Origin of the sequence: Acinetobacter sp. YH16038, assembly GCF_013417275.1 — a bacterium.
Classification (GTDB): domain Bacteria; phylum Pseudomonadota; class Gammaproteobacteria; order Pseudomonadales; family Moraxellaceae; genus Acinetobacter.
Window position 1 is genome coordinate 1 of record NZ_VPEG01000053.1, and the last position, 10,971, is coordinate 10,971.

Below are 10,971 nucleotides of genomic sequence, written 5' to 3' on the forward strand. Positions count from 1 at the left end.
AGAGGAATAGCTACTCGATATGACAAGCTGAAAAGAAATTATCAAAGTTCTGTTGCTTTAGCCTGTATATTTTTATGGCTACCTTTATAGGGTTAATTATGAACAGTAAGTGTCAACAGACCCTAATGAAAGATTTTTAAATCAGATACAAATTCCTTTTAATAATTCCCTATTAGTTTGAATTTTTTAAATAAAATAGACCGTTAAATTTTTATAATTACATAATTTTACAATATCTACCTCTGTAAAATTCCCTTTATCAGCAAGTACTAAAAATGAATATACCGAAAAGGTATGAAATCCATATTCAGAGGGTTTTGGTCAAATGTAGTGCATTATGTAATGCTCAGGCATCTCTTTAACTCTATTCAGATTTTTAAGGTTCTCCCTGATATGAACATGCATAAGACGCTTTCATTTTGTCTCCCTCTTTTATTTTGCAGTCAACTGGCTTTAGCAGATTGGGTAGATGATTCTGTTAAAGCAGCCGAAGCGCATACCATCAAACTACGCCAGCATATTCACCAATATCCTGAACTGGGCAATATGGAATTCAAAACCTCGGAATTAGTACAAAAAGAATTAAAGTCCTATGGTATTGAAGTACGTAAAGGCTATGCCAAAACAGGTGTGATCGGCGTTCTAAAAGGTTCAAAACCTGGCCCCGTCATGGCATTACGTGCAGATATGGATGCCTTGCCGATTCAGGAAACGGCAGCTGTACCTTTTGCCAGCAAGCAGAAAGGTATTTATCAAGGCAAGGAAACTTATGTGATGCATGCCTGCGGTCATGATGCGCATACTGCAATGCTATTAGGTGCAGCCAAAGTGCTCGCTACCAATAAAGATAAGATTGCCGGAACCGTAGTTTTTGTATTCCAGCCAGCAGAAGAAGGCGGTGCAGATATTGATAACTTTAGTCAAGGTGATCAGATCGGCTCACGTAAAATGCTGGCTGATGGCGCACTCAAGAATCCTCAGCCTGAAGTGATTTTTGGAATGCATGTGATGGCGGGTATGCCAAGCGGCAATATTTTCTATAAAGATGGTGTAATTCTCAATAGCGCGGATCATTTACGTATACAGGTAGATGGCCATCAGGTACATGGTTCAATGCCTTGGGCAGGTCGCGATCCAATTTATGCTTCTGCACAGATGATTAATAATTTACAAAGTCTGGTAAGCCGTAAAGCTGATTTAACCAAAGGCATGGGCGTGGTCAGTATTGGAAGTATTCAGGGTGGTACCACAGGAAATGTGATTCCTAATCAGGTGAATATGGTCGGTACGATTCGTTCTAACAGTGAAGATGTCCGTCAAGGCATTTTAAAAGACTTGCCGGAAATGCTGGAACACAATGCCGCAGCCAATGATGTCAAAGTCAAAGTAGAAATTGCACCCTATGCACCTGTTACCACCAATGACAAAACCTTGACCGAATTGATGCGTCCGACTCTGGCTAAGGTGAATGGTGAAAATAAACTGCATCTGCTTGATAACAATGCTAGTGCCAGTGAAGACTTTGCTTATTATGGCAAGCTGATGCCATCATTGTTTGTCTTCGTCGGTGCAACGCCAGCCGATCAGGACCCAGCCAAAGCAGCACCGAACCATAACCCGAATTTTATAGTCGATGATGCGACTTTAAAAACCGGCGTAGAAAGTCATGTCCGTTTTATTCTGGATTATCCGAAAGTAGCTAATCAGGTACAAGCGAGCTGGAAGCAAAATAACAAAAGCTGATTCTTAGTTCCTCAAGCATGAGTGACTGGTCTCATTCATGCTTTTACTTCGCCGTATTAATAAGCAATTGGCCGTTCCGTACTAGCTTAGCTCCTACTCCATCCAGATTTGACATCTTGTGCCATTGGTCTCAAAGCTCACAGTGCTAAACTTTGACGCGCTAAATTGCTTGACTTTTGGAATGAATAAGGCAAATTCTAAGCCTGCTCCAGCCTCTAAAAACAAGCAATAATTTCGTAAAATCTGCATGGAACAAAACTATGGCGAATCACTTTGAATTCAATATCCGCGTCTATATTGAAGATACTGATGCGGGTGGCATTGTCTACCACGCTAACCATATTCGCTATATGGAACGTACCCGTACTGAATGGCTACGTGCTTCCGGAGTGAGTCACTACTGGCACCAGTCCGACTATAACTTTGTTGTGCACAAAATTAACGTCAAATATATGCGCCCAATCCTCATGGATGACCTGATTACCGTGACTGCACGTGTCATTTCATGTAAAGCTTCATCATTTGTATTGCAACAAAATATTTATCGTGGTGAAATCATGCTTGCATCTGGTGAGGTCGAGTTGGCATGTATTAGTGCAGACATGAAACCACGTCGACTTCCTGATGAAATCCGCGAACTGATTCATAAAGAATTGGAACAAGACTAAAAAAATTATTTGGCACACGTAACAGCTATGGCAACTCAGTTAGAATCATCTCTTCAAGTCTCAGATCTTATTTTACAAGCAAGCCCTGTCGTACAACTGGTGATGCTTTCTCTCCTGTTAGCCTCGTTGTACAGCTGGTATCTGATTGCCAAGTTAACCATGAGCTATAAAAAGGCTCAGGCTGATGACAATCATTTCCAGAAAATTTTCTGGTCAGGTGCCGAACTCAAGACGCTTTATAACAATGCCCAGCTCAATTCCAAACGTACTGGTCTGGAAGATATCTTCTATCAGGGTCTGGGCGAGTTCCTTAAACTTAAAAAACGCCATGCTCCAACTACCCAGTCAATTGAAGGTACTGAGCGTATTCTGCGTGTAGGTTTAAGTCGTGATCAGGGGCATCTGGAACAAGGCTTGGGTGCGCTGGCCAGTATTGGTTCAGTCGCTCCTTATGTCGGTCTGTTTGGTACCGTCTGGGGCATCATGAATGCCTTTATTGGTCTGGCAGATGTCGATCAGGTTACTTTGGCCACTGTCGCACCTGGTATTGCAGAGGCCCTGATTGCAACGGCGATTGGTTTATTTTCTGCAATTCCTGCGGTTTTAGCCTTTAACCATTTCACATCTAAAGGTGAAGCACTGTACTCTGACCGTGCTCTGTTCGCTGAAGAAATGGTGGCTCTGCTGCAACGTCAATCTGTGGGCGCTACGCAGGACAATGACTAATGGCCATTCAACGTTCAGGACGCTTCGAGCGTATTAAAAAACCACTGAAAAGTGACATGAATGTGGTGCCATACATCGATGTGATGCTGGTACTTCTGGTCATTTTCATGGTGACTGCCCCAATGATTACCAGTGGCATCAAGGTCGATTTGCCGCAAGCCAATGGCTTACCAATCGAATCCAAAGATGCGCCTACGATCGTTACTTTAAAAGAAGATGGTACTTATTTTCTGGAATATAAAAATCAAACCACAGGTCCTATCACCCTAGAGGCTTTGACGCAGACTTTGATAGAAGCGCAAAGCACTGCTGAAAGTGAAAACAAGGTCCTCAATGTCGTGATCAATGGTCATACCACCCGCCCTTATGGCGATGTGATGGCCTTGATGTCAAGCCTGCAGGATGCGGGTTTGTCCCAAGTGGGTTTACTGACCAAGCCATTAGAATAAAGTATGAAAAATTATCAGAAACCACCGTTTCAGAAGAAAGCAATTGCGATTGGGTTTACGCTAGGAATCCATGCAGTTGCTTTGGTGGGCCTGCTTTTTCTGGGCATGAGTAAGCCACCTGAACCGCCAAAACAGATTAAAACGGTCTTAATTAAACCTGAAGACCTCAAGCCGGTGACTCGTGAAGAAACTGAGTTTGAAGAAACTGCACATGAAAATATTGCAGAAGAAATTACCCAAACTGCTGAACCGAGTGTAGAGCCTGCGCCTGTAGTGCCAACAGCAGCTGCACCGACACCTCCAGCACCGCAGCCTGCACCAGCACCCCCACAGATCGATATTCAAAAAGCTCAGCAAGAAGCAAAAGCAGCAGAGCTTGCTCAAGCTAAAGCCGCCCAGCAAGCAGCCGAAGCTGCAAAACGTGCTGAAGCCGCTGAACAAGCAAAACAGACTGCTGCCAAAGCCAAAGCAGAGGCTGCACAAAAATCTAAAGCCGAAGCTGAAGCAACGCGTAAGGCTGAAGTAGAAGCACAGCGTAAAGCCGATGCTGCGCAAAAAGCCAAACTTGAAGCGCAGAAAAAGGCTGATTTAGCCGCCAAGCAAAAAGCAGAGGCTCAAGCTAAGGCAAAAGCGGATGCTGCGGCAAAAGCCAAGGCAGATGCCGAAGCTAAACGTAAAGCCGATGCGGCTGCAAAAGCTAAAGCAGAGGCGGATGCTAAACATAAAGCTGACGCTGCGGCAAAAGCCAAAGCAGAGGCTGAAGCTAAACGTAAAGCTGACGCGGCTGCGAAGGCTAAAGCGGAAGCAGATGCCAAGCACAAAGCTGACGCTGCGGCGAAAGCTAAAGCAGAGGCCGAAGCTAAACGTAAAGCTGATGCCGCTGCGAAGGCCAAAGCGGATGCTGATGCCAAGCATAAAGCTGATGCCGCTGCAAAAGCTAAAGCAGAGGCGGATGCTAAACATAAAGCTGAGGCTGCGGCAAAGGCTAAAGCAGATGCAGATGCGAAAGCCAAAGCAGAAGCTGATGCCAAAGCCTCTGCAGCCAAACAGGCTGCTGAAGAAGCTGCACAGAAAAAAGCGGAATCTAAGCGAATTGCCTCTACTGCAAAACGTGATTTCGAAAATAAAATCAGACGTGCATGGGATACCCCAGTGGGCTCCTCAGGCCAGAAAGCGACTGCTCGGGTCACTTTGAGCGATAGTGGTTCTGTGGTTTCTGTGGTGGTGAGTGCCAGTGATCCAGATATGAAAGCCAGTGTAGAAGCGGCAGTACGTGCTGCTGCACCTTATCCAATGCCTTCAGATCCGGATGCACGCCGTGAAGCACGAAGTTTTACTTCAACCTTTACAGCTCATTAATGAAAAACAGCCATAATAAAGAAAAAGTGTTATGGCTGTTTTTTTGAGTTAAACTTCAATTGAAACAGATTAAATAATAATCACTCCCCATAGTGATATAACAGTTTGATGATAAATTCGTGGTCTATTTCGCATAAATCCATGCGATGATGTAGCCCAATCACTTATAAATAACTCCGTTGATTTGAGTAAATAACGAATGATGGAAAAGACACGCAAACACCTACTCTGCCTTGCAATCATGACCACTTTGGGTGCGGTCACTGCGACCCAGTCTCAGGCCCAACTGCATCTGGAAATTACCAAAGCTCCTGAAGCTGCTCCTAAAATTGCCATTGTGCCTTTTAGCCAGGATCAGAGTATTTATCCGGTGGTGGAAAATGACCTGAATCGTTCTGGTAAATTTGCCAGTGCCTCGAAGAATTTACCTGCTACAGCACAACTAAATTCGCCAAATGCTGAAGCTTGGGCAGCTGCAGGCGTACCCTATGTGGTGACCGGTTCATCCAAGACCAATCCGGATGGTTCTTATAGCATTCAGTATCAATTGTATGATGTCGAAAAACGTCAATACTTACTGAATGAGTTGCTGACTGTTCCTGCTTCACGTACCCGTCAGGCAGCCCATATGATCAGTGATGCCATCTATCAGGCATTAACCGGTATTCCGGGAGACTTCACTGGCCGTATTGCTTATGTCTTACGTAATCCGGCAACGCCTGAGCAGCGTTATACCTTGCAGATTGCCGATACGGATGGTGAACAGCCAAAGACCATTTTGACTTCGCGTGATCCAATCCTGTCACCTGCCTGGACACCGGACGCGAAAAAAATTGCATATGTATCTTTTGAAACCAAACGTCCGGCCATTTATGTACAGGATCTGGCGACTGGTCAACGTGAAAAGCTGGCCAGCTTCCGTGGTTTAAACGGTGCGCCAAGCTTCTCTCCAGATGGCAAGAGCATGCTGTTCACTGCGTCTATGCACGGTAACCCGGAAATCTATCAGATGAATCTGGAAACACGTCAGTTAAAACGCATGACCAACGATAGCGCAATTGATACAGAAGCACGTTATGCGCCGGATGGAAAATCATTTATCTTTACTTCAGATCGTGGTGGTTCTCCGCAGATTTACCGCTATGATTTTAATAATGAAAGTACCAAACGTCTGACTTTCCGTGGCGCATTTAATGCCCGCGCGACCTTAAGTGCAGATGGTAAGAAACTTGCATTGGTTCATCGTCCAAGTGGCAGTAACTATAAAGTGGCTGTACAAGATATTAGCTCAGGTGTGACCAATATCCTGACGCCAACCAGCCTGGATGAATCACCTAGCTTCTCGCCAAATGGTCAGATGGTGGTCTATGCCACTCGCGAAGGTAACCGTGGATTGTTATCCATTATGTCTCTCGATGGCCGGTTCCGCATGAATTTGCCAAGTGAAACAGGTGAAGTCCGCGAACCTGCTTGGGCACCAAAATAATAGTTCAATATTTATAAATGCTTTACCCCATAATCAACCTTCATGGAGATGAAGAATGAACAAAGTAAAATTATTTGCACTTCCTTTACTTGCAGCCGCAGTCGTAATGACTGGTTGTGCCAGCCGTAAACCAGCAGCTGAAGTCCAAACCGGCAACCTGGATACGAGTGGCACCACCACTGTAAGCACTGAAGGTCTAAGTGAAGATGCAGCTTTAAGCGCTCAAAACATGGCAGGTGCATCTGCTAAAGGTGTAACTGCGGAAAATAAGGCTTATTTAGCTAAACGCGTGGTTCACTTTGACTATGACAGCAGTGAACTGAGCAATGACGATATCCGTACTCTGCAAGCACATGCCCAGTTCCTGATGGCAAATGCAAACTCTCGTGTAGCTCTGACAGGTCATACAGATGAGCGCGGTACACGTGAATACAACATGGCGCTTGGTGAACGTCGTGCCAAAGCAGTAGAAAGCTTCCTGATCACTTCTGGTGTAAATGCAGGCCAACTTGAAGCAGTGAGCTATGGTAAAGAAATGCCAGTTAATCCTGGCCATGATGAAAGTGCGTGGAAAGAAAACCGCCGTGTAGAAATCAACTACGAAGCTGTTCCACCACTACTAAAATAAGTGATCATTTAAATAATACATCATTCATAAAAAAGCACTCAATCGAGTGCTTTTTTATTAGAGGGATATTTGAAAGATCAAAGAATAAAATTACTCTTTGCCTTCAACTTCTTCAGCATTTTGCATGGATTCAATCATGTCATGTTTATTGAATTTTTTATATTCAGGTTTTGCTTCGTAATCCTTCCACGCTTCTTTCATCTTGTCTTCAGAAATTTCATCGAGATTAATCGCTTCGCTCGGCGTTGGAGTCGCATCAAACTTTAATGTTGTCATCTCTGTGCTCCTATGATCATTTTTTCCTTTGATTCAACATAGCACTTTCCACAAGAGTTGCAAGGGCAAAATCACAACAAATAATTCAGTTTAATTGTCCTTTTCGGACGTTCTCCTCTAAAATATAGCCGTATATCGTTTTGATCTTTTTTCCCCGATTATAAGTCTTGGAGTTTTTCCCTTATGTCATACCGCACCTTATCCCAATTTCTACAACAACAAAGCGGGAACCTCACACCTGAACTTGCACAAGTAATTGAAACAATTGGAAATACCTGCAAGCGTATTGACCAACTCCTGCAAAAAGGTGCTCTAGCGGGTGTATTAGGTAGTGCTCAGCATGAAAATGTTCAAGGCGAAGAGCAGAAGAAACTGGATGTGATTTCTAATGATTATCTGATTGATGCATTAAAAGTACATCCACATGTAGGCGGTTTAGCGTCTGAAGAACTGGATGAATTCACTTCAGCTCAGGAAAATGGTCAATATCTAGTATTGTTCGATCCACTTGATGGCTCAAGCAATATTGATATCAACATGTGTGTGGGCACCATCTTTTCGATTCTTCCTGCAAAAAATAGTGTAACTCAGGCAGAAGACTTCATGCAGGCTGGTGTCAATCAGGTTGCTGCTGGTTATGTGCTGTATGGCCCATCAACCATGATGGCACTGACTGTGGGTGCCGGTGTGGTATTCTTCACTTTCGATCCTGAAACTCAAGAGTTTCTATTGACTTCTGAAGCGATTCAGGTGGCTGCTGAAACTAAAGAATATGCAATCAATGCATCGAACCAGCGTCACTGGGAAGCGCCGGTACAACGTTATATCGATGAATTGCTGGCAGGTAAAACAGGTCCTCGCGCCAAAGATTTCAATATGCGCTGGGTCGCTTGTATGGTCGGCGATATTCACCGTATTCTGTGCCGTAGCGGGATCTTCATGTACCCATACGATTTAAAAGACCCAACTAAAGCAGGTCGTTTACGTTTAATGTATGAAGCCAATCCAATGAGTATGCTGATGGAACAGGCTGGCGGTGCATCAACAACTGGTCGTGTCCGCATTCTTGAAATCGAACCTACAAATCTGCATCAACGTGTTCCTGTCATCATTGGCTCAAAAAATGAAGTTGAGCTTGTGACCAGCTACCACCACTAATTTTTTAAACGGCAGTTGATCCTTGATTGACTGCCGTGGACTTTCTTCTTATGCCAACCATCTTCCTTGAATCCAAAGACAATCCTAAAATTAAACACTTACGCGGTTTAATTGAACAGAATTCTTATCGAAAAAAACAAGGGCAGACTGTGCTTGAAGGCACGCACCTGTGTCTTGCATGGTTACATGAAAACAAGAAAATCAATTCGATCTTCACGACTGAACATGCTTTAGCGCATCCTGATTTCGACATTATTTTAAACAAATATACCGGTGTGGTCTTTGTCATTGGTGAATCGCTTTATAAGGACCTGAGTACCTTAGGCACTTCGATTGCATGTATGGCGATTGTCGATATTCCAAGCTCAAGCCAGGCACTTGATTTTACGGCTGACACTCTGATCCTTGAAAATGTGCAGGATCCCGGTAATGTTGGCACCCTGCTACGTTCAGCAGCAGCTGCCGGTATTGATCAGGTCATTTGTACCAAGGGTTCAGCATCTATCTGGTCACCACGGGTATTACGTGCGGGTATGGGCGCGCATTTTTCTTTGCAAACTTTTGAAAATATTGCACTGGAAGACCTTTTACCGCAATTCAAGATTCCGGTATATGTCACCAGCTCACATCGTTCTAGCAGCCTGTACAGTAAAGACTTGCGTAAAGCCTGCGTCTGGATTCTGGGCAATGAAGGTCAAGGCGTATCTGACTATGCCCTGCAACATGCCGAAGCGGTGACTATTCCACAGCCAGGTGGACAGGAATCCCTGAATGTTGCCATTGCAGGCTCTATCTGTTTCTTTGAGATGGTGCGTCAACGTATCTAATACGGTATTTAGGTTACATTGTTTTAATTCCAGTCAGTGTATTTATAAAATAGATTACACTACAAAAATAATAAGTTTTATTGTCAACCAAATCGTTATTCCCAACGTTATATGCACATGAACTTGGGAATAATGGTGGGTATCCAATGACAGGATTTTCCATCTCTATGGATTTAGCACCGAAACCGTTGCAGTCACAAGATGCGAGTATTCTAAAGAGTACCGCTGAGTCTCGCCTGAAAAATTTCATGCAGGACGTGACCGGGCGTGCTTTGGTGATGATGGAAAGTGCGACTCAAGGACAACATGGGATCGCAATGGATCTGGTTCAGGAAGCTTTTATTTCTTTGCATAAATCTTATGCAGAAAAAAGCACTGAAGAGTGGTATCCCCTGTTCTATACGATTCTGAATAACAAATTACAGGATTGGCGTCGTAAAGAAGCACGTCGCAACCAGCCATTTTCCTTTTTCAAAAAAGTCAGCCTCGATGACGACGAAGTCGAATTTGACAATCTGGTAGATGAATCTACGCCCTCACCTTTAGAATTTCTGGATCAGGCAGTAACTGCTGAAGAAATTCAGGAGGCGATTGCCAAATTACCTGTGCGTCAGCAGCAAGCATTTATGCTCAGAGCCTGGGAAGGCTTTGATACTCAAACTACAGCGCAAATTATGAACTGTACAGAAGGCAGTGTGAAAACCCATTATCACCGTGCTATTCAAGGTCTACGTGCCTCTCTAGCACACTTAAATCCATATCTGGGAGGATCATCCGAATGAAGCAAGATGATTTCTTAAAGCAAGTAACTTCCAAACTTGATGGACTGGCACAGCACCACAAAGATAAACCGGTGGTGATGAATCATGTGCTGGAGCATATTCAGGACGCACAACATTCACGCTTTGCATTTCTAAAAATGTCTGGCTTTGCTTTGGCTGCTGCGATTGCTGGCGTGGTAGTGCTACCGAATATTGTCAGCCATAACGAACCTCAGACTCAGGCAGTATCCACCCCCAAACTCTCCCCACAGATGCTTGAAGATCTGGAAATGTTAATGGTCTTAGGTGAGGACAAAGTTCCACATGGCAGCTAAAAGATTAGCAATTGCATTTTGTGCATTCAGCTTCCTGCAAACCAGCTTTGCGGGATTTGAACGTTTTTGGATTTTTTCCAAAGATGCCAATACGCAGGTCAACGAAACCTGGGATACACTTTCTGATTCCGAGCAACTGGCATTAATTAAACGTTATCAGTCCTTAAAAGAAATGCCTGAACAGCAACGTATTAATTTACAGCAACGCATGGATTGGTTCACCCAGCTTCCTGAAGCTGAAAAGCAGCGTATGCGTGAAACCTGGCAAATGATGAGCAGCCAGGAACGTAAGGAGTTAGGGGCACGGATGCAAAAAGCAACACCAGAAGAACGACTGGCGATCCGTGAAGAATATATCCAGAAATACCAGCAACTCACTCAACCTAAAACTCATTAATTTAAGTTAAATAAAAAAGCCTCCATCTGGATAATGCCAGTCAGTTAAGCAAATATTAGTAAAATGTAGTAAAAATGAGTGTATGTAAATACGCTCATTTTTTTATGACTTTATCTGAAAATTTAGATTGCACCCTTCAACATTCTTTACCTTCACTT

General features: G+C 43.8%; 13 protein-coding genes and 1 pseudogene. 13 read left to right on the top strand and 1 reads right to left on the bottom strand.

The features are described 5' to 3' along the window. From FTV34_RS15455 to pal, 8 genes and pseudogenes are all read left to right on the top strand, one after another. Nucleotides 1-109, top strand: a pseudogene (locus FTV34_RS15455) (IS5/IS1182 family transposase); the annotation flags it as partial. A 290-nt stretch (nucleotides 110-399) separates the two neighbouring features. Further along, nucleotides 400-1,743, top strand: a complete 1,344-nt coding sequence (locus tag FTV34_RS15460; RefSeq protein ID WP_180070759.1) for an amidohydrolase — start codon at nucleotides 400-402, stop codon at nucleotides 1,741-1,743. A gap of 260 nt (nucleotides 1,744-2,003) precedes the next feature. Then, nucleotides 2,004-2,411: a tol-pal system-associated acyl-CoA thioesterase gene (gene ybgC / locus FTV34_RS15465; protein WP_034170923.1), complete on the top strand. Its 408-nt coding sequence runs from the start codon at nucleotides 2,004-2,006 to the stop codon at nucleotides 2,409-2,411. A 27-nt stretch (nucleotides 2,412-2,438) separates the two neighbouring features. After that, nucleotides 2,439-3,137: a protein TolQ gene (gene tolQ / locus FTV34_RS15470; RefSeq protein WP_180070751.1), complete on the top strand. Its 699-nt coding sequence runs from the start codon at nucleotides 2,439-2,441 to the stop codon at nucleotides 3,135-3,137. Further along, nucleotides 3,137-3,586: a protein TolR gene (gene tolR / locus FTV34_RS15475; RefSeq protein WP_179992678.1), complete on the top strand. Its 450-nt coding sequence runs from the start codon at nucleotides 3,137-3,139 to the stop codon at nucleotides 3,584-3,586. Before tolQ ends, tolR begins: the two co-directional genes overlap by 1 nt. Before the next feature lie 3 nt (nucleotides 3,587-3,589). Beyond that, nucleotides 3,590-4,945: a cell envelope integrity protein TolA gene (gene tolA / locus FTV34_RS15480; RefSeq protein ID WP_180070753.1), complete on the top strand. Its 1,356-nt coding sequence runs from the start codon at nucleotides 3,590-3,592 to the stop codon at nucleotides 4,943-4,945. A gap of 202 nt (nucleotides 4,946-5,147) precedes the next feature. Then, nucleotides 5,148-6,431 carry a Tol-Pal system beta propeller repeat protein TolB gene (gene tolB, locus FTV34_RS15485; RefSeq protein ID WP_171505601.1) on the top strand — a complete coding sequence of 428 codons (1,284 nt, stop codon included), beginning with the start codon at nucleotides 5,148-5,150 and terminating at the stop codon, nucleotides 6,429-6,431. Between the two features lie 55 nt (nucleotides 6,432-6,486). Further along, complete coding sequence (gene pal / locus FTV34_RS15490; protein ID WP_004784608.1) at nucleotides 6,487-7,059, top strand: peptidoglycan-associated lipoprotein Pal; 573 nt, start codon at nucleotides 6,487-6,489, stop codon at nucleotides 7,057-7,059. A gap of 90 nt (nucleotides 7,060-7,149) precedes the next feature. Here pal and FTV34_RS15495 read toward each other — a convergent pair whose 3' ends face one another. Next, nucleotides 7,150-7,335: an NF038105 family protein gene (locus FTV34_RS15495; protein WP_180070755.1), complete on the bottom strand. Its 186-nt coding sequence runs from the start codon at nucleotides 7,333-7,335 to the stop codon at nucleotides 7,150-7,152. 183 nt (nucleotides 7,336-7,518) lie between these two features. On the opposite strand from FTV34_RS15495, the gene FTV34_RS15500 reads away from it, so the two are divergent. The 5 genes from FTV34_RS15500 (at nucleotide 7,519) to FTV34_RS15520 (ending at nucleotide 10,813) form a co-directional block, all read left to right on the top strand. Continuing rightward, nucleotides 7,519-8,493, top strand: a complete 975-nt coding sequence (locus FTV34_RS15500) for a class 1 fructose-bisphosphatase (RefSeq protein ID WP_180070757.1) — start codon at nucleotides 7,519-7,521, stop codon at nucleotides 8,491-8,493. Between the two features lie 50 nt (nucleotides 8,494-8,543). Continuing rightward, nucleotides 8,544-9,320: an RNA methyltransferase gene (locus tag FTV34_RS15505; protein ID WP_179992676.1), complete on the top strand. Its 777-nt coding sequence runs from the start codon at nucleotides 8,544-8,546 to the stop codon at nucleotides 9,318-9,320. Between the two features lie 167 nt (nucleotides 9,321-9,487). Beyond that, nucleotides 9,488-10,102 (top strand): RNA polymerase sigma factor, encoded by a 615-nt coding sequence (locus tag FTV34_RS15510; protein WP_004784615.1) that lies wholly within the window; start codon nucleotides 9,488-9,490, stop codon nucleotides 10,100-10,102. Then, nucleotides 10,099-10,416 carry a hypothetical protein gene (locus tag FTV34_RS15515; protein WP_004784617.1) on the top strand — a complete coding sequence of 106 codons (318 nt, stop codon included), beginning with the start codon at nucleotides 10,099-10,101 and terminating at the stop codon, nucleotides 10,414-10,416. The genes FTV34_RS15510 and FTV34_RS15515 overlap by 4 nt, the downstream gene beginning before the upstream one ends. Beyond that, the gene (locus FTV34_RS15520) at nucleotides 10,406-10,813 is read left to right on the top strand and encodes a DUF3106 domain-containing protein (RefSeq protein WP_159124038.1); all 408 of its coding nucleotides are present in this window, start codon (nucleotides 10,406-10,408) and stop codon (nucleotides 10,811-10,813) included. The genes FTV34_RS15515 and FTV34_RS15520 overlap by 11 nt, the downstream gene beginning before the upstream one ends. The last annotated feature ends 158 nt before the right edge of the window (nucleotides 10,814-10,971 follow it).

Excerpts from the sequence above, each read along its gene's own strand:
- FTV34_RS15460 (WP_180070759.1), top strand. The coding sequence starts at position 400 with ATGCATAAGACGCTTTCATTTTGTCTCCCTCTTTTATTTTGCAGTCAA.
- ybgC (WP_034170923.1), top strand. The coding sequence starts at position 2,004 with ATGGCGAATCACTTTGAATTCAATATCCGCGTCTATATTGAAGATACT.
- tolQ (WP_180070751.1), top strand. The coding sequence starts at position 2,439 with ATGGCAACTCAGTTAGAATCATCTCTTCAAGTCTCAGATCTTATTTTA.
- tolR (WP_179992678.1), top strand. The coding sequence starts at position 3,137 with ATGGCCATTCAACGTTCAGGACGCTTCGAGCGTATTAAAAAACCACTG.
- tolA (WP_180070753.1), top strand. The coding sequence starts at position 3,590 with ATGAAAAATTATCAGAAACCACCGTTTCAGAAGAAAGCAATTGCGATT.
- tolB (WP_171505601.1), top strand. The coding sequence starts at position 5,148 with ATGGAAAAGACACGCAAACACCTACTCTGCCTTGCAATCATGACCACT.
- pal (WP_004784608.1), top strand. The coding sequence starts at position 6,487 with ATGAACAAAGTAAAATTATTTGCACTTCCTTTACTTGCAGCCGCAGTC.
- FTV34_RS15495 (WP_180070755.1), bottom strand. The coding sequence starts at position 7,335 with ATGACAACATTAAAGTTTGATGCGACTCCAACGCCGAGCGAAGCGATT.
- FTV34_RS15500 (WP_180070757.1), top strand. The coding sequence starts at position 7,519 with ATGTCATACCGCACCTTATCCCAATTTCTACAACAACAAAGCGGGAAC.
- FTV34_RS15505 (WP_179992676.1), top strand. The coding sequence starts at position 8,544 with ATGCCAACCATCTTCCTTGAATCCAAAGACAATCCTAAAATTAAACAC.
- FTV34_RS15510 (WP_004784615.1), top strand. The coding sequence starts at position 9,488 with ATGGATTTAGCACCGAAACCGTTGCAGTCACAAGATGCGAGTATTCTA.
- FTV34_RS15515 (WP_004784617.1), top strand. The coding sequence starts at position 10,099 with ATGAAGCAAGATGATTTCTTAAAGCAAGTAACTTCCAAACTTGATGGA.
- FTV34_RS15520 (WP_159124038.1), top strand. The coding sequence starts at position 10,406 with ATGGCAGCTAAAAGATTAGCAATTGCATTTTGTGCATTCAGCTTCCTG.